The 19,823-nt window shown below is 67.0% G+C and carries 16 protein-coding genes; 9 read left to right on the forward strand and 7 right to left on the reverse strand.

The genetic code is table 11. From position 1 onward, the window contains the following. Window positions 1-860: lipase secretion chaperone (locus L810_RS12310; RefSeq protein WP_042974226.1), on the forward strand; the 860-nt coding region annotated here is incomplete at its 5' end. A gap of 36 nt (window positions 861-896) precedes the next feature. Here the strand turns inward: L810_RS12310 and pdxR are convergent. After that, on the reverse strand, window positions 897-2,420 hold the full coding sequence (gene pdxR, locus L810_RS12315; RefSeq protein ID WP_021158687.1) for a MocR-like pyridoxine biosynthesis transcription factor PdxR: 1,524 nt from the start codon (window positions 2,418-2,420) through the stop codon (window positions 897-899). A gap of 108 nt (window positions 2,421-2,528) precedes the next feature. On the opposite strand from pdxR, the gene L810_RS12320 reads away from it, so the two are divergent. From L810_RS12320 to L810_RS12340, 5 genes are all read left to right on the forward strand, one after another. Beyond that, window positions 2,529-3,635 (forward strand): ABC transporter ATP-binding protein, encoded by a 1,107-nt coding sequence (locus tag L810_RS12320; protein WP_042974229.1) that lies wholly within the window; start codon window positions 2,529-2,531, stop codon window positions 3,633-3,635. A 77-nt stretch (window positions 3,636-3,712) separates the two neighbouring features. Then, a complete protein-coding gene (locus L810_RS12325) occupies window positions 3,713-4,759 on the forward strand; it encodes an ABC transporter substrate-binding protein (protein ID WP_021158689.1) in 1,047 nt (348 codons plus the stop codon). A 110-nt stretch (window positions 4,760-4,869) separates the two neighbouring features. Further along, on the forward strand, window positions 4,870-6,126 hold the full coding sequence (locus L810_RS12330) for an ABC transporter permease (protein WP_042974253.1): 1,257 nt from the start codon (window positions 4,870-4,872) through the stop codon (window positions 6,124-6,126). Between the two features lie 37 nt (window positions 6,127-6,163). Continuing rightward, entirely contained in the window at window positions 6,164-7,000 is an 837-nt protein-coding gene (locus tag L810_RS12335; RefSeq protein ID WP_027791109.1) for an ABC transporter permease, read from the forward strand. Between the two features lie 222 nt (window positions 7,001-7,222). Continuing rightward, window positions 7,223-8,644, forward strand: a complete 1,422-nt coding sequence (locus L810_RS12340) for an MFS transporter (RefSeq protein ID WP_021158692.1) — start codon at window positions 7,223-7,225, stop codon at window positions 8,642-8,644. Between the two features lie 64 nt (window positions 8,645-8,708). Here L810_RS12340 and L810_RS12345 read toward each other — a convergent pair whose 3' ends face one another. Next, window positions 8,709-10,442, reverse strand: coding sequence for a S53 family peptidase (locus L810_RS12345; RefSeq protein WP_042974231.1), 1,734 nt, complete (start codon window positions 10,440-10,442; stop codon window positions 8,709-8,711). Window positions 10,443-11,089: 647 nt separating this feature from the next. Here L810_RS12345 and L810_RS12350 point away from each other — a divergent pair. Genes L810_RS12350 through L810_RS12360 form a run of 3 tightly spaced genes read left to right on the forward strand, consistent with a single transcriptional unit; the run spans window position 11,090 to window position 12,272 of the window. Further along, entirely contained in the window at window positions 11,090-11,413 is a 324-nt protein-coding gene (locus L810_RS12350) for an ArsR/SmtB family transcription factor (protein WP_042974255.1), read from the forward strand. Continuing rightward, window positions 11,413-11,844 carry an SRPBCC family protein gene (locus tag L810_RS12355; RefSeq protein ID WP_021158696.1) on the forward strand — a complete coding sequence of 144 codons (432 nt, stop codon included), beginning with the start codon at window positions 11,413-11,415 and terminating at the stop codon, window positions 11,842-11,844. The genes L810_RS12350 and L810_RS12355 overlap by 1 nt, the downstream gene beginning before the upstream one ends. Then, entirely contained in the window at window positions 11,841-12,272 is a 432-nt protein-coding gene (locus L810_RS12360) for a DUF1801 domain-containing protein (protein ID WP_021158697.1), read from the forward strand. Before L810_RS12355 ends, L810_RS12360 begins: the two co-directional genes overlap by 4 nt. Before the next feature lie 125 nt (window positions 12,273-12,397). Here L810_RS12360 and acnA read toward each other — a convergent pair whose 3' ends face one another. The 5 genes from acnA to L810_RS12385 form a co-directional block, all read right to left on the reverse strand. Next, window positions 12,398-15,115 carry an aconitate hydratase AcnA gene (gene acnA, locus L810_RS12365; protein ID WP_021158698.1) on the reverse strand — a complete coding sequence of 906 codons (2,718 nt, stop codon included), beginning with the start codon at window positions 15,113-15,115 and terminating at the stop codon, window positions 12,398-12,400. Between the two features lie 52 nt (window positions 15,116-15,167). Further along, a complete protein-coding gene (locus L810_RS12370) occupies window positions 15,168-16,619 on the reverse strand; it encodes a bifunctional 2-methylcitrate dehydratase/aconitate hydratase (RefSeq protein ID WP_021158699.1) in 1,452 nt (483 codons plus the stop codon). A gap of 22 nt (window positions 16,620-16,641) precedes the next feature. Further along, entirely contained in the window at window positions 16,642-17,157 is a 516-nt protein-coding gene (locus L810_RS12375) for a hypothetical protein (RefSeq protein ID WP_021158700.1), read from the reverse strand. A 229-nt stretch (window positions 17,158-17,386) separates the two neighbouring features. Continuing rightward, window positions 17,387-18,394: an HpcH/HpaI aldolase/citrate lyase family protein gene (locus L810_RS12380; RefSeq protein ID WP_042974233.1), complete on the reverse strand. Its 1,008-nt coding sequence runs from the start codon at window positions 18,392-18,394 to the stop codon at window positions 17,387-17,389. A gap of 186 nt (window positions 18,395-18,580) precedes the next feature. Continuing rightward, on the reverse strand, window positions 18,581-19,567 hold the full coding sequence (locus L810_RS12385) for a malate dehydrogenase (protein ID WP_027791119.1): 987 nt from the start codon (window positions 19,565-19,567) through the stop codon (window positions 18,581-18,583). Window positions 19,568-19,823: the final 256 nt, after the last annotated feature.

The raw sequence follows: 19,823 nt of genomic DNA on the forward strand, positions 1-19,823 counted from the left end.
CGCCGCAGGCTGCCGTGCCGGCAAGCACGGGCCTGCCGCCGTCGCTCGCCGGCTCCAGCGCGCCCCGCTTGCCGCTCGATGCCGGCGGCCATCTCGCGAAGGCGCGCGCGGTGCGGGATTTCTTCGACTACTGCCTGACCGCGCAGAGCGACCTGAGTGCGGCCGGGCTCGATGCGTTCGTCGTGCGCGAGATTGCCGCGCAGCTCGACGGTACCGTTGCGCAGGCCGAGACGCTCGACGTGTGGCACCGGTATCGCGCGTATCTCGACGCACTCGCGAAACTGCGCGATGCCGGCGCGGTCGACAAGTCGGACCTGGGGGCATTGCAGCTCGCGCTCGACCAGCGCGCGTCGATCGCGTACCGCACGCTCGGCGACTGGAGCCAGCCGTTCTTCGGTGCGGAGCAATGGCGGCAGCGCTACGACCTCGCGCGGCTGAAGATCGCGCGAGACCCCGCGCTGACGGATGCGCAGAAGGCCGAACGGCTCGCGGCGCTCGAACAGCAGATGCCGGCCGACGAACGCGCGGCGCAGCAGCGCGTCGACCAGCAGCGGGCGGCGATCGACCAGATCACGCAATTGCAGAAGAGCGGGGCGACGCCCGACGCGATGCGCGCACAACTGACGCAGACGCTCGGCCCCGAAGCGGCCGCGCGCGTCGCGCAGATGCAGCAGGACGACGCATCGTGGCAGAGCCGCTACGCGGACTATGCGGCGCAGCGTGCGCAGATCGAGTCGGCCGGCCTGTCGCCGCAGGATCGCGACGCGCAGATCGCCGCGCTGCGGCAGCGCGTGTTCACGAAGCCCGGCGAAGCCGTGCGCGCGGCGTCGCTCGATCGCGGGGCCGGCAGCACGCAGTGACACGGGCGGCGCGGGCGGCGCGGCGCATGACGGTCGTTATGCCGCGCGCGTGAGATCGCGAGGCAGGTGTTGCTCGATGGTATTCGCGAGCGTGTCGAACGCCGGCCGGATGCCTTCGTGCGCGACGCATGCATATCCGAGCAACAGGCCGCGCCGCGCGGTGTCGACGCTGCTGTAGTAGCTGGTGAGCGGGCGCACGATCACGCCCGCATCGAACGCGCTCTGCGTGACCGCGCGGTCGTCGCAGGCGTCGGGCAGGCCGAGCACGAGATGCAGGCCGGCCTCGTCGCCCATCACGGGCAGCGCGTCGCCGAAGCGCGCGCGGATCGCGTCGATCATCAGCTGCCGGCGCTCGCCGTACAGCGTGCGCATCCGTCTGACGTGCGAAGTCAGGTGGCCGTCCATGATGAATTCGGCGAGCACGGCCTGCTGCATCAACTGGCCCTCGCGATACAGCTCCGACAACCCGGTGCGGAACGTGTCGACCAGATGCTCGGGCACGACCATGTAGCCCATCCGCAGCCCCGGGAACAGCATCTTGCCGAGACTGCCGACGTAGATCACGCGGCCGCCGTCGTCGAGCCCCTGCAGCGACGCGAGCGGGCGGCTGCCGTAGCGGAACTCGCTGTCGTAGTCGTCCTCGATGATCCAGCAGCGGTGCTGTCGCGCGTATTCGAGCAGCATCCGGCGCCGTGCGAGGCTCATCACCATCCCGAGCGGGTACTGGTGCGACGGCGTGACGAGTACGAGCCGGGGCGGATGCTGCATGTCGCTGGCGCGCGGGTCGAGGCCTTCCTGGTCGACCGGCACCGGCGTCAGCGTGAGGCCCGCCGCCTGCAATACGCTTCGCACACCCCAGTAGCAGGGTTCCTCGACCCACGCGCGATCGCCGATGTCGGAGAGCAGCCGCACCGCGAGATCGATCGACTGGTGGATGCCCGTCGTGATGATCACCTGGTCCGGCGAGCACTTGACCGAGCGCGCGACGCGCAGGTAATCGGCGAGCGCGCGCCGCAACGGCCGGTAGCCGCCGCCCGGCGCATAGGTCAGCAGCTCGGGGTTCGCTTCCTTCCACAGCCGCGCCTGCAGGCGGCTCCACGTCCGGCTCGGGAACTCCGACACGTCCGGCACGCCCGGCATGAACGCACCCCATTGGCGTCGCGATACCCCCGCATGCTCGATCAGTTGCCGGCCGCGCATCGACAGGCCGCCCTGCGCGTCCGGCTGCGGCGCCGCATCGGCGCTCGACGGCGGCGGCGCGGCGCCCGGCACGTGGATCGCGGCGGCATCCGGCCGCGTGTCGGCCACATAGGTGCCGCTGCCGGTGGTCGTCAGCACGTAGCCTTCGGCGGTCAGCTGGTCGTACACGTGCAGCACGGTATTGCGCGCGATCGACAGGTCGGCCGCGAGCGTGCGGGAACTCGGCAGCTTCGTTCCTGGCCCCAATTCTCCGGTCAGGATGGCCTGCTGCATCCACTGCAGCAACTGCCGGTACATCGGCTCGGGTGAGCTACGGTCGAGACGGGCGGAGAGCCAGTCGGCGAGGATCACGGTATCCAAAGTGGTCCTACTAGTAATATTGAAATGGTTCCCTATTGTAGAACCGTGGGCGCCGTATAGTGGCTCGCATCTCAAAATCAATTGTCGCGAAGCAAGGGGACAGCCACGATGAAGTCCGATGATGTGATCGTCAGCTTTCGCGGCGTGCGGAAGACCTACGACGGCGAAACGCTGGTCGTCAAATCGCTCGACCTCGATATCCACCGCGGGGAATTCCTGACGCTGCTCGGGCCGTCGGGCTCCGGCAAGACGACCTGCCTGATGATGCTGGCCGGCTTCGAATTCCCGACCGGCGGCGAGATCCGCCTCGACGGCGAGCTGCTGAACAACGTGCCGCCGCACAAGCGCAACATCGGCATGGTGTTCCAGAACTACGCGCTGTTTCCGCACCTGACGGTCGAGCAGAACGTCGCGTATCCGCTGACCGTGCGCAAGCTGCCGGCCGCGGAGCGTGCGGAACGCGTCGCGCATGCGCTGAAGATGGTGCAGATGGAGCGCTTCGCGAAACGTTACCCGGCGCAACTGTCGGGCGGCCAGCAGCAGCGCATCGCGCTGGCGCGCGCGCTCGTGTTCGAGCCGAAACTGGTGCTGATGGACGAGCCGCTCGGCGCGCTCGACAAGCAGCTGCGCGAGCACATGCAGTACGAACTGAAGGCGCTGCACGAAAAGCTCGGCGTGACCTTCGTGTACGTGACGCACGACCAGGGCGAGGCGCTGACGATGTCCGATCGCGTCGCCGTGTTCGACAAGGGCATCGTGCAGCAGCTCGACACCGTCGACCGCCTGTACGAGTCGCCGTGCAACGAATTCGTCGCGAACTTCATCGGCGACAGCAACCGGCTGCGCGGCACCATCGCGCGCGTCGACGGCGAATTCTGCGAATTCCGGCTCGACGACGGCACGCAGCTCGTCGGCCGCCGCATCGGCGATGCGGCCGAGGGCGCGCCGGCCGTCGCGTGCATCCGCCCCGAGCGCATGAGCCTCGCCGCGCACGACGCGAACGGGCACGCGAACGGCGCGGCCGCCAACCGGTTGAGCGGCGAGGCGCGCAGCCTCATCTATTTCGGCGATCACGTGCGCATGCGCTGCGCGCTGCCGGGCCAGGACGAGTGCTTCGTGAAGGTGCCGCTCGGCACCGGCGCGCTCGATGCGTTCTCGCCCGGCGCACCGGTCGCGCTCGCGTTCGCACCCGAACACCTGCGCGTGTTCGCCTGAGCAGGGTTTTCCCCATTTTCCGCTGTACGTCGTCAACAACAACTGCCCACTTCCACCACGAGAGGAGAGGAACCACCATGAACCGAGCAAGCATTACCGCGCGTCGTACCGCGCTGGCACTCGCGCTCGCCGTCGTCGGCGTATCGGCATCGGCTGCCGAACTCACGGTCGTCAACTTCGGCGGCGCGAACGGCGACGCGCAGAAGGCCGCGTTCAACCAGCCGTTCGAGAAGGCGACCGGCAACAAGGTCACCGCCGTCGAATACAACGGCGAGCAGGCGAAAGTGAAGGCGATGGTCGAGGCGAAGCACGTCAACTGGGACGTGGTCGAAGTCGAGTCGGGCGACCTGAATCGCGGCTGCGACGAAGGGCTGTACGAGAAGCTCGACTGGTCGAAGATCGCGAAGAAGTCCGACCTGATTCCGGAATCGCCGCAGGTGTGCGGCGTCGGCTTCTTCGTGTGGTCGACGGCGCTGTCGTACAACGCGGACAAGCTGAAGTCGGCACCGACCGGCTGGGCCGATTTCTGGAACGTGAAGAAATTCCCCGGCAAGCGCGGCATGCGCAAGGGTGCGCGCTACAACCTCGAATTCGCGCTGATGGCCGACGGCGTCGCGCCGAAGGACGTCTACAAGGTGCTCGGCACGAAGGCCGGCCAGGACCGCGCGTTCAAGAAGCTCGACGAGCTGAAGCCGTATATCCAGTGGTGGGAAGCGGGCGCGCAGCCGCCGCAGTTCCTCGTCGCCGGCGACGTCGTGATGTCGACCGCATACAACGGCCGCATCGACGCCGCGCAGAAGGAAGGCAAGAACCTGAAGGTCGTGTGGAACGGCAGCATCTACGACCTCGACTACTGGGCGATTCCGAAGGGCTCGCCGAACAAGGCGCTGGCCGAGCAGTACATCGCGTACACGCTCACGCCGAAGCCGCAGCAAGGCTATGCGCAGCACATCGCGTACGGCCCCGCGAACATCGCGGCGATCAAGTCGCTCGACGCGAAGACACTCGCGAACCTGCCGAACTCGCCGGCCAACGGCAAGAACGCCGTGCTGGAAGACATCGGCTTCTGGACCGACCACAGCGACGAGCTCGAGCAGCGTTTCGCCGCATGGGCGACGAAGTAACCGGTCAGGCATCCTGAAGGTGCCCTGATGCAACCTGCCGCGCGGCGCGTCGATCGCGTCGCGCGGCTTTCCGCCGGAACGTGCCCGGCCGGAGAGAAACGTTGAATACGATGACGATCGCGTCTTCCTCGCCGTCGACCGCCGCGCTCAAGCGCGAGCTGAAGGCCGCCGAAGCCCGCAAGCGCACGATGGCGTTGCTGCTGGTCGCGCCGCTCGCGATTTTCCTGCTGCTGATCTTCGTCGTGCCGATCGGCACGCTGCTTACGCGCGCGGTGCAGAACCCGGAGATCGCGACCGCGTTGCCGAATACGGTCGTCGCGCTGTCGGGCTGGGACCGCAAGGCACCGCCGGCCGACGCCGCGTATGTCGCGCTCGCGGCCGACATGACGAAGGTGGCCGACAGCGAGGCGATGGGTGCGCTCGCGCGGCGCCTGAACACCGAGATTCCCGGTTATCGCTCGCTCGTCGCGAAGACGGCGCGCGCGATGCCGCTGAAAGGCGACAGCGATGCGGCACTGACGCCCGCGCAGACGCGCGCGAAACTGATCGACCTCGATGCGCGCTGGGGCGACGTCGCGTACTGGCAGTCGATCGCGAAGAACGGCAGCACCGTGTCGCCGTTCTACCTGCTCGCCGCGCTCGACCACAAGCAGGACGGCTTCGGCCACATCGTGCAGGCCGATCCGGACCAGTCGATCTATCTGGCGATCTTCGGCCGCACGTTCGTGATCGGCGTTGCCGTCACGCTGTTCGCGCTGCTGCTCGGCTATCCGCTCGCGTACTGGATCTCGACGCTGTCGGAGCGCCGCGCGAACCTCGTGATGATCCTCGTGCTGATTCCGTTCTGGACGTCGGTGCTGGTGCGCGTCGCCGCGTGGATCGTGCTGCTGCAGAGCGAAGGGCTCATCAACACGGCGCTGATCGGCAGCGGGCTGATTTCGCATCCGCTGACGCTGCTGTTCAACCGCGTCGGCGTGTACATCTCGATGACGCACATCCTGCTGCCGTTCATGATCCTGCCGCTCTACAGCGTGATGAAGTCGATTCCGCCGACCTACCAGCGTGCAGCCGTGTCGCTCGGCAGCCATCCGTTCGCCGCGTTCTGGCGCGTGTACGTGCCGCAGACCTACCCGGGCGTCGGCGCGGGCGCGCTGCTGGTGTTCATCCTCGCGATCGGCTACTACATCACGCCCGCGCTGCTCGGCGGGCCGAACGACCAGATGGTCAGCTACTACGTCGCGTACTTCACGAACGTGACGATCAACTGGGGCATGGCGTGCGCGCTCGGCGGGCTGCTGCTCGCGGCGACGCTCGTGCTGTACGCGGTGTACGGGCGCTTCACGCGCACGAACGTGAGCCTCGGCTGAGCGCCGCGCACAACGAAACGGGAAGGGGAATCCGACCATGAAACTCGCCAGGCCGCTGTTCGCGCCGCACATGTCGTTCGTCGAGCGCGCGTGGTACGTCGCGCTGCGCGTGCTCGTCGTGCTGACGCTGCTGTACCTGATCCTGCCGGTGCTCGCGATCGTGCCGCTGTCGTTTTCGTCGAGCACGTTCCTCGTCTATCCGATTCCGGGCTTCTCGATGCGCTGGTACGAGAACCTGATCGCGTCGGACGAGTGGCGGATGGCCGCGAAGAACAGCTTCATCGTCGCGCCGTCGGCCACCGTCGTCGCGACGGTGCTCGGCACGCTCGCCGCGATCGGTCTCACGAAGGCCGACTTCCGCGGCAAGGGGCTGCTGATGGCCGTGCTGCTGTCGCCGATGATCGTGCCGGTCGTCGTGGTCGGCGTCGGCATGTATCTGTTCTTCGCGCCGCTCGGGCTCGCGAACACCTACACGGGGCTGATCGCCGCGCACGCGGCGCTTGGCGTGCCGTTCGTCGTGACGACGGTCGCGGCGACGCTGCAGGGCTTCAACCAGAACCTCGTGCGCGCGAGCCTGTCGCTCGGCGCGAATCCCGTGTCGACCTTCTTCCGCGTGACGCTGCCGGTGATCGCACCGGGCGTGATGTCGGGCGCGCTGTTCGCGTTCGCGACGTCGTTCGACGAAGTCGTCGTCACGCTGTTCCTCGCCGGTGCGGACCAGACCACGCTGCCGCGCCAGATGTTCACGGGCATCCGTGAGAACATCAGCCCGACGATCGCCGCGCTTGCCACGATCCTGATCATCTTCTCGACGAGCCTGCTGCTTGCGCTCGAATGGCTGCGCGGACGCAATGCGCGGCGCGCGGTGAGCTGAGCGGGCGGGCTTGCCCCCCGGCACCCGAGTCGCCACGTGTCATGCGTGGTCGCGCATTGCTTTCATTTCGCTGACTGACGAGGCGGCCGCCTGCACGTTCGATGCGGCTCTGCAACAATACGGGGCGCGGCGGCGCGCGTTCCGTGCGGTGCGACCGGAACGCCGCCGCGAGTCCAATCCGCGACGCGGCGCAACGCGTCGCTCGTCAGCCGAGCCGTCATCTTGTCCGAATTCGCTACCCCCGCCGGCGCGCATGAGCCGGCCGTCAACTGGCGCGCGATGTCCGCCGTGCTGCTGGCCGTCGCGCTCGCGACGCTCGACACCGCGATCGCGAACACCGCGCTGCCCGCGATCGCCGCCGACCTGCATGCATCGCCGGCCGCGTCCGTATGGATCATCAACGCATACCAGCTCGCGATGGTCGCGACGCTGCTGCCGTTCGCGTCGCTCGGCGACATCGTCGGCCACAAGCGCGTGTATATCGCCGGGCTCGCGGTGTTCACGCTCGCGTCGCTCGGCTGCTCGCTCGCGTCGACGCTGCCGATGCTGACGGCCGCGCGGATCGTGCAGGGCTTCGGCGCGAGCGCGATCATGAGCGTCAACGTCGCGCTGATCCGCGGCCTGTTCCCCGCGCACCGGCTCGGGCGCGGCGTCGGCTTCAACGCGCTCGTCGTCGGCGTGTCGTTCGCGGTGGGGCCGACCATCGCGTCGCTGATCCTGTCGGTCGCCGCGTGGCCGTGGCTGTTCGCGGTGAACGTGCCGCTCGGCGTGTTCGCGCTGGCCGTGGCGATTCCGTCGCTGCCGCAGACGGCGCGCGGCAAGCACGTATTCGATCCGGTCGCCGCATTGTTCAACGTGATCACGTTCGCGTCGCTGATCTTCGCGCTCGGCGAATTCGCGCAGCGTGGGCCGCTTTCGATCGTGTTCGCGTCGGCCGCGGTCGCGCTCGCATTCGGCTGGCTGCTGATTCGCCGTCAGGCCGGGCACCCGGCGCCGATGCTGCCGGTCGACCTGTTTCGCCGGCCGGTGTTCACGCTGTCCGCGCTGACCGCCGTGTGCGCGTTCGCCGCGCAGGGGCTCGCGTTCGTGTCGCTGCCGTTCTATTTCGAAACCGTCCTGCATCGCAACGCGGTCGAGACGGGGTTCCTGATGACGCCGTGGTCGGCGATCGTCGCGCTCGCCGCGCCGATCGCGGGGCGCTTGTCGGACCGTTATCCGCCGGGGCTGCTCGGCGCGATCGGTCTGGCGTTGCTGAGCGCGGGCATGGTGTCGCTCGCCGCATTGCCGGCGGCGCCGGGCGTGATCGACATCGGCTGGCGGATGATGCTGTGCGGTGCGGGCTTCGGCTTCTTCCAGTCGCCGAACCTGAAGGCGCTGATGTCGAGCGCGCCGCCCGAGCGCAGCGGCGGCGCGAGCGGGATCATCGCGACCGCGCGGCTGATCGGGCAGGCGACCGGTGCTGCGCTCGTCGCGCTGTCGTTCGGGATCGCGGGGCGCCACGGGCCGACGCTTGCTTTGATGCTCGGTGCGGGGTTCGCCGGGGCGGCGAGTGTCGCGAGCGGGTTGCGGCTCTTTGCGCCGTCGCATCGGGCCGGCGTGGCGGCGGCGACCACCGAGCGCGTGAGCGAGCGCGCGGCGGAATAGGCAAGGGCAAGTCACGAGCCGGTGCGCGGCAACCTGCCGCCGCGCACCGGCCTTCAGGCTTCGCTCAGAACCCGCCCGACTTGATCAGCTGGTTGAGGTTCGCGATGTTCAGGCTGCCGAAACCGGTCGTGTAATCCCAGCCGGTGCCTGCGTTGTAGCCATACCCCTGATAGCCGTTGTTCCCCGACACGACGTCGTAGCGCACGAGCGACGGACGCGACGGAATGTCCGCATAGAAATTGCCGGCCGGGAAGCCGAGGCCCGTGCCGTTCGCCGCGAGCAGGCGTGCCCAGAGGCCCGTGAAGATCGGCGCGGCGAGGCTCGTGCCGCCGATCTGCTGCAACTGGCCGTAGTTGTAGATGTACGCGCCGGTGCTTTGCGCGGCGTCGAACGACACGTCCGGCAACTGGCGGTTGCTGCCCGACTGCCACGACGGTGCGGGCAGGATCGTGCTGACGCCGCCGCCCGTCGCCCACAGCTTGCCGTTGCCGTCGAGCCCTTCGTTCCACACCGTCTCGTTCGAGAACGCACCCGACGACGTCGTATAGAGCGTCGTGCCGCCGATCGCGAGCACGTGCGGCGATGAAGCCGGCCACGACACCGTGTAGTTCGAGCCGTCCGGATAGCCACGGTTGTTGCACTCGTACACGCCTTCGTCGCCCGACGACACCGAGAAGGTCTGGCCTTGCGCCGCTGCCGTCGTGAAGATCTGTTCCTCGGCGTCGAGCGTGCCGTCCGCGTTTGCGTCGGTTTCGCACCAGCCGAGCGACACGTTGATCACCTTCGCGGTGTTGTCCGACACCGCGCGGTTGAACGCCTGCGTGAGGCCCGTGTTGCCGCTGGCGTTGAGGTCCGCCATGTAGAACACGAGCTTGCCGACCTGGCCGCCGGCCGAGCCGACGATCGACTGGCTGTCGAGATCCCATTCACCCTGGCCGTCCTGGTCGTCGGTGTAGCTGCCGCCGGAGCCGTTGGTCTTGACGGTCTGCGTCGAGACGGTGCCGTAACCGTTGCTCGACGTGAACTGCTTCAGGTCCTGCAGCGTCTGCGACACGCCGCCGATCGTGATGATGCCGACGGTGACACCGGCTGCGGTCGGCACGCCGGTCGCGTTGTAGAGGCCCGGGAATTCCTTCGGATAGTGGCCGGTCGCCGTGCCGGCCGCGAGCGCCTGCGGCTTCGACACGTTGCCGATGCGCAGCAGCGGCCGCGCGCGTGCGACGCTCTGCAGCCCGAGCACCGAGCCGACCACATCGCCGAGCGCGCGCGGCACCTGCGCGGTCGACGTGTTGGCGAAGCCCGAGCGGCCCGCGTATTCGAAGTGCACGAGCGACGTGTTGAATGCGGTCTTCACGGTGCCGGCCGTGCCGCGTGCGGACACCAGCAACCGGTTCGGTGCGACCTCGACGTTCACGAAGCCGCTCTTGTGCAGATAGTCGACGACCGACTTCACCTGCGCATCGGTCGGCGCGTAGTTGGCGAGGAACTGCTCGTGCGTGAGGTACTGGCGGTAATGCGCGCTGCCGGGCCGGTTCACGTCGCGCGCCAGTTGCTTGAGCTGCGCGGCATTGCGCAGCTTCAGGCTGACGACGACGTCGGTCGTTTCGCCGGCCGCGAGTTCGAGCGACGGCGCCGCACTGCGCGCCATCAACTGCGGGCCGGTCAGAAAGGCCTTCGTATGAGTATCGACCCAGTCCGTCGCCGCATGCGCCGCAGCGGCAGCGAACACGAGGGGGGCCACGCACGCAAGGCGGCGGGGCGACGGCAGGGGCAGGGCAAACCAGGCGTTCCTTTTCATCGGGAGTCCTTTTTAGGAGAGACGACGTTGCTGGAGCCCTCGACCCTTGTGGGGTCGCGAGCGGTGACGAGCGTAGGGCGTCGCTACCGTTCAGGTAGCTGCCAGTTTCCATAGCTGTCAGTTCTGACATCGGGGTGTGGGTGTGCACGCGCAGCGTCGTATGCGCAGGCGATCGTGGGCGTGGCGAACGGAACCGGTTCGCGGCACGACGGCGCGGCAAAGCGCGACGTTCGCACGCACGAGTCGCTCGTCGCCGCGCCGGAACGTGCGCGATCGCGGAGTGGATCGACGCGTGAACGCGTGGCATGCGACCGGTCGTTGCCGCATGCCGCGTCGCACTATGTGGTCAAACGAAGCGATGCGGCAGGAACGGATTCGCGCGTGCACAAGAAACGGGCCGGTCGAACGCAAACGTTTCCCGAACTGTGGAACAGCGCGTCGGGCAGTCTTGCAGGCGGCTTTCGGATCGCGTGTCGCCCATGCGGATTAGATGAAACACTCGAATCCGGGGCGCGCGTGCGTGCCGGTGGGTGAGCGGCAGAACCGCACCGGATTGCACGACGCGGCTCGTGAAATTCCGCCTTGACGCGCATCGATCGGCGGCTATCCTTCAATCCATAACCAGCGAGTTATGAATTTTGAACGACATGCAGAACACACACGACATGCTTTTCAGAACCCTTGCCGATCCCACCCGCCGCGCGCTGTTCGAGCGGCTGTGCGCGGACGGCGAGCTGACGGTTGCCGCGCTGACGGCCCATGCGGGTGTGTCGCAGCCGGCCGTGTCGAAGCATCTCGGTGTCCTGAAGCAGGCCGGGCTCGTGAACGACCGTCACGAAGGCCGGCAGACGCACTACAGCGCACAGCCGCAAGCGCTGGCCCCGCTGATCGACTGGACGAGCCAGATGGCAGGTTTCTGGCAGAACCGGTTCGACGCCCTCGAAGATCTTCTGAAAAGGATCGACCAGTAATGAACCAGACCACCACCGAAACGCGTTCCGTCGTCGTCGACCGCGAGCTGCCGCATCCGCCGGAGAAGATCTGGCGCGCGCTCACGCAACCGCACCTGATCGAGGCGTGGCTGATGAAGAGCGACTTCGAACCCGTCGCGGGCCGCGCCTTCAGCTTCCGCGCCGACTGGGGCTCGGTCGACTGCACGGTGCTGACGATCGAGCCGCCGCGCGTGCTGTCCTACACGTGGGCCGCGTACGGCCTCGAAAGCGTCGTCACGTGGACGCTCACGCCGACGCCGGCCGGCACGCACCTGCGGATGGAGCAGGTCGGCTTCCGCACGGACCAGGAGCAGGCGTACCGCGGCGCGCAGCACGGCTGGGTGCGGTTCCTCGAGTCGCTCGAACAGGTGCTGGCGCGTCCCGACGAAGGCACGGAGGCCCGCGCATGAACGCAACGGACCTCACGCCGTCGGAGCGCATCGACGCGCTGATCGCCGGCATCGCCGACTGGCGCGGCCCGCTCTTTGCCGACCTCCGTCAGACGATCCTCGCCGCCGACGACAGCATCGTCGAGGAATGGAAGTGGATGGGCAGCCCCGTATGGTCGTGCGACGGGATGATCGCGGTGGCGAACGCGCACAAGGGCAAGGTGAAGCTGACCTTCATGCATGGCGCGCATCTGCCCGATCCCGGCGGGCTGTTCAACGACGGCCTGGACGGCAATGCGCGGCGCGCGATCGACTTCTTCGAAGGCGACCGGCTCGACAAGCGAGCGCTGAAGACCCTCGTGCGCGCGGCGATCGAATACAACCGCACCCACTTGAAGAAGAACGCACGGGGAGCGGGCGCGAAGGCGCGCGGCGACAAGGCGGCGTGACGAGCCTGACAATCGGCAACATTGCGTGACGCGAACAGGCAAAAAAAAGCCCGACACGAGGTCGGGCATCCAAATCGGCCGCAACCGCCCGCGAGGCGGCTGCGGCACCTGCAAAAGCAGGGCGCTTACGCTGCGAGCAGCGAGCGCAGCACGAACGGCAGGATACCGCCGTGCTTGTAGTAGTCGACTTCGATCGGCGTATCGATGCGCAGCAGGACCTGCACGCGCTGCGTTTCGCCGTTCTTGCGGTTGATCACGAGCGTGACGTCCTGCTGCGGCTTGAAGTCGTCGCCGAGGCCTTCGATGTCGAACGTCTCGTCGCCGGTGATGCCGAGCGACTGGACGCTGTCCGAGCCCTTGAACTGCAGCGGCAGCACGCCCATGCCGACCAGGTTCGAGCGGTGGATACGCTCGAAGCTGCGTGCGATCACGGCCTTCACGCCGAGCAGCTGCGTGCCCTTCGCGGCCCAGTCGCGCGACGAGCCCGTGCCGTATTCTTCGCCCGCGAACACGACGGTCGGCGTGCCTGCTGCGACGTACTGCATCGCTGCATCGTAGATCGACTGCTGTTCGCCGCTCGGCTGGTGGATCGTCAGGCCGCCTTCGACGCGCGTGCCGTCCGCCTTCGCCGGGATCATCAGGTTCTTGATCCGGACGTTCGCGAACGTACCACGCATCATCACGTCGTGGTTGCCGCGGCGCGAGCCGTAGCTGTTGAAGTCGGCCTTCTGCACGCCGTTTTCCTTCAGCCACTTGCCCGCCGGCGAGTCTTCCTTGATCGAGCCTGCCGGGCTGATGTGGTCGGTCGTGACCGAGTCGCCGAAGATGCCCAGCGCGCGCGCGCCCTTGACCGTCGGGATCGATGCAGCCGGTTCCATCGAGAAGTCGTTGCCGAAGAACGGCGGCTCGGCGATGTAGGTCGACTTCGGCCAGTCGTAGACCTGGCCCGATTCGCCCTCGATCTTGCTCCAGAGGTCGCCCTTCTTGGTCAGCTTCGAGTAGTTGTCCTCGAACTTCTTCGGATCGAGCGCGAACTTGAGCAGCGCGTGGATTTCGTCGCTCGTCGGCCAGATGTCGCCGAGGTAGATGTCGCGGCCGCCCTTGCCCTTGCCGACCGGCTCGGTCATCAGGTCGCGCGTGATGTTGCCGGCAATCGCGTATGCGACGACGAGCGGCGGCGACGCGAGGAAGTTCGCGCGGATGTTCGGGTGGATACGCGCTTCGAAGTTACGGTTGCCCGACAGCACGGCTGCCGCGACGATGTCGTTCTTCGTGATCGCTTCGTTCAGCTCCGGCGTCAGGTCGCCCGCGTTGCCGATACAGGTCGTGCAGCCATACGCCGCGACTTCGAAACCGAGCTTCGACAGGTAGGGCAGCAGGCCCGTCTTCGTCAGGTATTCGGTGACGATGCGCGATCCCGGCGCGAGCGAGGTCTTGATCTTCGGATCGACCGTGAGGCCGGCCTCGACCGCCTTCTTCGCGAGCAGGCCGGCGGCCAGCAGCACGCTCGGGTTCGACGTGTTCGTGCACGACGTGATCGCGGCGATCAGGATGTCGCCGTTCTTCACGTCGACGCCGTTGCTCGTCGTGTATTGCGTGCCCAGGTCGTCCGCCTTCTTCGCGAAGCCGTTTTCCGCGACCGGCTTCGAGAACAGGTCGGTGAACGTCGACTTGACGTGGCCGATCTCGATGCGGTCCTGCGGGCGCTTCGGGCCGGCCAGCGACGGGGCGACCGTCGTCAGGTCCAGCGTCACGACCTTCGTGTAGTCGATGTCGCCGGCCTTCGGGATGCCGAACAGCTTCTGCGCCTTGAAGTAGTTTTCGAACGCGGCGATTTCCGCCTTCGTGCGGCCCGTGCCTTCGAAGTATTCGATCGTCTTTTCGTCAACCGGGAAGAAGCCCATCGTCGCGCCGTATTCCGGCGCCATGTTGCCGATCGTTGCGCGATCCGGCAGCGACAGCGACTTCGTGCCTTCGCCGAAGAACTCGACGAACTTGCCGACGACCTTCTCCTTGCGCAGCATTTCGGTGATCGTCAGCACCAGGTCGGTGGCCGTCACGCCTTCGCGCAGCTTGCCCTTCAGCTCGACGCCGACGACGTCCGGCGTCAGGAAGTACACCGGCTGGCCGAGCATGCCGGCTTCCGCCTCGATGCCGCCCACGCCCCAGCCGACCACGCCGATGCCGTTGATCATCGTCGTATGGCTGTCCGTGCCGACGAGGGTGTCCGGGTAGTACACGGTGTCCGCGCCGTCGGCCTTCTTGTGCACGCCGCGCGCCAGGTATTCGAGGTTCACCTGGTGGACGATGCCGACGCCCGGCGGCACGACCTTGAACGTGTCGAATGCCTGCATGCCCCACTTCATGAACTGGTAGCGCTCGTTGTTGCGCTGGAATTCCAGTTTCATGTTCAGGTCGAGCGCGTCCTTCTGGCGGAAGTAGTCGATCTGGACCGAGTGGTCGACGACGAGATCGACCGGGACCAGCGGCTCGATCTTCTTCGGGTTCTTGCCCGTACGCTCCGCGACGCCGCGCATGGCCGCGATGTCGGCGAGCAGCGGCACGCCCGTGAAGTCCTGCAGCACGACGCGCGACACCACGAACGGAATCTCGTCGACGCGCTTCGCGGTCGGCTTCCAGTTCGCGAGCTGCTCGATGTGCTCTTCGGTGATCTTCTTGCCGTCGTAGTTGCGCAGCACGGACTCGAGCACGATACGGATCGACACCGGCAGGCGTTCGATCTTCGTCTTCAGTTCCTTGCCGAGCTGCGGCAGCGAGTAGAACTTGCCTTTGCCGGAACCGCTGTCGAATTCCTTGAGGGTCTTGTGGAGATTGTGGGCCATGGTGATTTTCCTGGGTTTAAGGCTAGGAAACTACGTGTCCTGTAAATGACGGCTATATCACATACAAGTCGACGTACTCATCGACCGGCATCGCTTCGAGCTTTGCCTGGTCCAGCGACACGTCGAGAATCGCTTGTTGCTGCTTTGCCGGGAAGCGGCGGGCAAGGTTGGTCCTGAACTTCTCGACCAGGAGCGGGATGCCTTCCGCACGCCGCCGCCGATGGCCGAGCGGGTATTCGACCGCCACCTCGGCAAGCTTCGACCCGTCCGTGAACTCGATCGTCAGTGCATTCGCGATCGAGCGCTTGTCCGGGTCGTGGTAATCCTTCGTGAACTGCGGATCCTCGACGCAGACCGTTTTCGCGCGCAGCGCGTCGATGCGGGGATCGGCGGCGGCCGAGTCTTCGTAATCGGCCGCGGTCAGCCGGCCGAACAGCAGCGGCACGGCGACCATGTACTGGATGCAGTGGTCGCGGTCGGCCGGATTGGCGAGCGGGCCCTGCTTGTCGATGATGCGGATCGCGGCCGCATGCGTGCGGATCGTGATCCGGCTGATGTCGTCGGTCGTGCGGCCCGCGGCGGCGAGCTGCGCATGCAGCTGCAACGCGGCCTCGGCGGCCGTCTGCGCGTGGAATTCGGCGGGGAACGCGATCTTGAACAGCACGTTTTCCATCACGTACGTGCCGTACGGGCGCTGGAAGCGGAACGGCTTGCCGTCGAACAGCACGTCGTAGAAGCCCCAGGTCCTGGCGGTGAGTGCCGACGGGTAGCCCATTTCACCCGTTTTCGCGATCAGCGCGAGGCGCACCGCGCGGGAGGTCGCGTCGCCGGCCGCCCATGATTTGCGCGAGCCCGTGTTCGGCGCGTGGCGGTAGGTGCGCAGCGCCTGGCCGTCGACGAACGCGTTGGACACCGCGTTGATCAGCTCGTCGCGCGTGAGCCCGAGCAGCCGGCCGACGACGGCCGTCGATGCGACCTTCACGAGCAGCACGTGGTCGAGCCCGACCGCATTGAACGAATTCTCGAGTGCGAGGCAGCCCTGGATCTCGTGGGCCTGGATCATCGCGACCAGCACGTCGCGCATCGTGAGCGGCTTCCTGCCGGCCGCGACGGCCGTGCGGGAGAGCCAGTCGGCCGTCGCCAGGATGCCGCCGAGATTGTCGGACGGATGGCCCCATTCGGCGGCGAGCCAGGTGTCGTTGAAGTCCAGCCAGCGGATCATCGCGCCGATGCCGAACGCGGCCTGGACGGGATCGAGCTGGAAGGACGTGCCGGGCACCTTCGCGCCGTTCGGCACGATCGTGCCGGGCACGACGGGGCCGAGCAGCTTGGTGCAGGCAGGGTAGGACAGCGCCTCGAGTCCGCATCCGAGCGTGTCGATCAGGCAATGACGCGCCGTCTCCAGCGCGAGCGCGCTGTCGATGCCGGCATTCAGCACGTAGTCGACGATATCGACGAGTACCGTATCCGGAGCAGGGCGGACGTTGGAGACCGGGGCGGACATCGAGGGGCCGATGGGAACGCGCTTAGTTCGTTGCCGGCTTCAGCTCGTTCGACTGCGTCGGTGCCGGCGTGCCTTGTGCCATTTCCGGCGTCACGCATTCGTCCGCGAGGCGCTCGCCGCCGTTTGCGTCGGAGAACAGCATCGCCTTGGTCGGGATCACGATCAGCTTGAAGCCTGCTGCCGGATCGTAGAACGTGTCCGCGCCCGTCGTCGTGGCCTGACGCGGCAGCTTGTAGTTCTTCTTCGCCCAGTGAACCGTGACCACCTGGTCGCGCTTCATGTCACCGGCGAGGTCGAACGACAGACCTTCCTTGCAGGACCACTTGACCGCGCCGTCCGGTACCGGATCGACCTTGGCTGCGGCGCGTGCCTGTGCCTTCTTGCTGCGCGGGATGATGCGCTTGGCCGGCGCCGGGCGCTTGGCCGTTGCCTTCTTCGCGGTCGTCGTGGTCGCACCCTGGGCAAACGCGCTCGGAGCCGACACCAGCATCGTGGCGGACAAGGCGCCGATGGCGGTAGCGATCAGGAGTTTCTTCATGGAGTCAGAACCTTTCGATAATCAGTTGACAAGGGCCGGCAATCGAATTGCCGGCCGGTTTGAAACTGCACGCGCCCCGAAAGCGCGCAGCGGCCGCTATTTTCACCTATTTGGCCGCGTCCATATCAGGTTTTCGGGCTCCGTTACGTTTTTTGTCGTTTCGCAAACCTCTATCCGGTTCGCGTGTCGTCGAATGCATGAAACTCGTGTATCGGCGGCCGCCGCGCGCTTACGGCGCGCTGCCCGCGGCGGCCGGGCCGAACAGCGGCGCGGCCTCGGCCGGTACGGGCTGGCCGGTGGCCCGCGCGCGGCGCAGCACCGACCAGTAATACCGGTAGCTCGCGCGATCGTGCAGCGTGTCACCGTGGCGTGTCGGTCCCCAGTCGGCGGCCTGCGCGGCCAGCAGGATCTCGGCGGCCAGCGCGACCTCGTCGGTACGCGGTGCGAATGCGTCGACGATCGGCCGGATCTGCGCGGGGTGGATGCTCCACATCCGCGTGAAGGCGAATTCGTCGCGCGCGCGGCGTGCATCGGCGGCGACGACGCTCATGTCGCGCACCTCGGTCGTCACGTTGTGCGACGGCGTCTTGCCGTGCGCGTGGCAGGCCGCGGCGATTTCCAGCTTCGCGCGGCGCACGAGCGGGTGCTCGAACTGGCCGGGCGAGCGCATCGCGGCATCGGGAATCGCGCCATGGTGCGCGGAGACGAAATCCATCAGCCCGAAGCTCAGCGTGCCGACCGTCGGCAGCGCGGCGAGGGCGGCCGCCTGCGCGAGCGCGCCGTGCGTCTCGACCAGCACGTCGACCGGGATCGGCTGCGCGATGCCGAGCTCGCGGCGCGTGCCTTCGATGAACGCGGTCATTTCGGCTGCGTCGGCGGCACTCGCGATCTTCGGGAGCGTGATGTAGGCGGGGGCGCGCGACGCGCGCAGCACGATGCGCACGTCGTCGCGCCAGTGCGGATGGGAAAAGTCGTGGATGCGGACGCCGACGCGGCCAAAGCGGTTTTCGTCGCTGCCGAGCATGTCGGCGACGAGTGCCGCGTGCGCGGCTTCCTGGCCGACGGCCGCGCCGTCTTCGCAGTCGAGCGTGATGTCGAACACGGGGCCCGTTTCGGCCTGCAGCGCGAGCGACTTGCGCATCAGCTTTTCGCTGCCCGCGTAGTGATCGCAACAGGGCAGGATCGCGGGCGGGGACGCCCCGTCGTACAGCACTTGTGCAGGAGTGAGCGCGGCCATCTCGTCTACGTCAGGGAAGCGGGTCAACGTGGAGAAAATCGGATTCGGGCGCGTTCTGGGCCCGTGCGCGCGGGCGCGGGGCGGCAAAACGGGCGCGGATCCGATCGTTCGGCCGGGCCGGCGGCTGGCGCCGGCCCGGGCCGGAACCGGGCGGCCCGAGAGCCGCCCGGCAAAGGCACGTGATGCTTAGTTCTTCAGCAGGTGGGCAACGCCATCGCGCTCTTCGAGCAGCTCGGCCAGCGTGCCGTCCATCTTCTCGCGCGAGAATGCGTCGATTTCCAGGCCTTCGATGCGCTTGTACTCGCCGTTTTCGCACACGACCGGCACGCCGTAGATGATGTCTTCGGGGATGCCGTACGAGCCGTCCGACGGGATGCCCATCGTGACCCACTTGCCGTTCGTGCCGAGGACCCAGTCACGCACGTGGTCGATCGCCGCGTTGGCTGCCGACGCTGCCGACGACAGGCCGCGCGCTTCGATGATCGCCGCGCCGCGCTTGCCGACGGTCGGGATGAACGTGTCACGGTTCCACACGTCGTCGTTGATCAGTTTCAGCAGCGATTCGCCTTCGGCGGTCGCGAAGCGGAAGTCGGGGTACATCGTCGGCGAGTGGTTGCCCCACACGGCGAGCTTCTCGATCGAGGCGACCGGCTTGCCCGACTTCGCTGCGAGCTGCGACAGCGCGCGGTTGTGGTCGAGGCGCAGCATCGCCGTGAAGTTCTTCTTCGGCAGATCCGGCGCCGACTTCATCGCGATGTAGGCGTTCGTGTTCGCCGGGTTGCCGACGACCAGCACCTTCACGTCGCGGCTGGCGACTTCGTTCAGCGCAGCGCCCTGAACCGTGAAGATTTCGGCGTTCGCCGACAGCAGGTCCTTGCGCTCCATGCCCTTCGAGCGCGGACGTGCGCCGACCAGCAGTGCGACGTCGGCATCCTTGAATGCGACCTTCGGATCGTCGGTGATCACGACGCCCGCCAGCAGCGGGAACGCGCAATCGTCGAGTTCCATCACGACGCCTTTGACGGCGGCTTGGGCTTGCGGGAGGTCGAGCAGTTGCAGGATGACCGGCTGGTCCTTGCCGAGCAGGTCGCCGTTCGCGATGCGGAACAGCAGGGAGTAAGCGATTTGACCTGCGGCGCCGGTGACGGCAACGCGCTTTGCGGGCTTAGCCATTGAAAATCTCCAGGACGGGTGAAGCGTTGGACGCTAGCGAAAACGCCATTCTATGCGCGTTGTGCGAAGCGTTGCATTGAAGCAGGGCGGAGGACTCGCGATGGCAGACGCGGTGAACCTGGAGACGGCCGTGGCACGTAGCCGGGGACGCGCTTTTGCACCCGCGAACCCTTGCTCGACCGGGAGTGTAGGAGCCGTCACGCGCAAAGTCAAACGGTATCATATGTCTTATATAAGACAGATGTTTTGCGGAAAT

Source organism: Burkholderia sp. AU4i, from assembly GCF_000466765.1.
Taxonomy (GTDB): domain Bacteria; phylum Pseudomonadota; class Gammaproteobacteria; order Burkholderiales; family Burkholderiaceae; genus Burkholderia; species Burkholderia cepacia.

Excerpts from the sequence above, each read along its gene's own strand:
- acnA (WP_021158698.1), bottom strand. The coding sequence starts at position 15,115 with ATGGCCCACAATCTCCACAAGACCCTCAAGGAATTCGACAGCGGTTCC.
- L810_RS12350 (WP_042974255.1), top strand. The coding sequence starts at position 11,090 with ATGCAGAACACACACGACATGCTTTTCAGAACCCTTGCCGATCCCACC.
- L810_RS12320 (WP_042974229.1), top strand. The coding sequence starts at position 2,529 with ATGAAGTCCGATGATGTGATCGTCAGCTTTCGCGGCGTGCGGAAGACC.
- L810_RS12330 (WP_042974253.1), top strand. The coding sequence starts at position 4,870 with ATGACGATCGCGTCTTCCTCGCCGTCGACCGCCGCGCTCAAGCGCGAG.
- L810_RS12345 (WP_042974231.1), bottom strand. The coding sequence starts at position 10,442 with ATGAAAAGGAACGCCTGGTTTGCCCTGCCCCTGCCGTCGCCCCGCCGC.
- L810_RS12375 (WP_021158700.1), bottom strand. The coding sequence starts at position 17,157 with ATGAAGAAACTCCTGATCGCTACCGCCATCGGCGCCTTGTCCGCCACG.
- L810_RS12335 (WP_027791109.1), top strand. The coding sequence starts at position 6,164 with ATGAAACTCGCCAGGCCGCTGTTCGCGCCGCACATGTCGTTCGTCGAG.
- L810_RS12370 (WP_021158699.1), bottom strand. The coding sequence starts at position 16,619 with ATGTCCGCCCCGGTCTCCAACGTCCGCCCTGCTCCGGATACGGTACTC.
- L810_RS12360 (WP_021158697.1), top strand. The coding sequence starts at position 11,841 with ATGAACGCAACGGACCTCACGCCGTCGGAGCGCATCGACGCGCTGATC.
- L810_RS12325 (WP_021158689.1), top strand. The coding sequence starts at position 3,713 with ATGAACCGAGCAAGCATTACCGCGCGTCGTACCGCGCTGGCACTCGCG.
- L810_RS12380 (WP_042974233.1), bottom strand. The coding sequence starts at position 18,394 with ATGGCCGCGCTCACTCCTGCACAAGTGCTGTACGACGGGGCGTCCCCG.
- L810_RS12385 (WP_027791119.1), bottom strand. The coding sequence starts at position 19,567 with ATGGCTAAGCCCGCAAAGCGCGTTGCCGTCACCGGCGCCGCAGGTCAA.
- L810_RS12355 (WP_021158696.1), top strand. The coding sequence starts at position 11,413 with ATGAACCAGACCACCACCGAAACGCGTTCCGTCGTCGTCGACCGCGAG.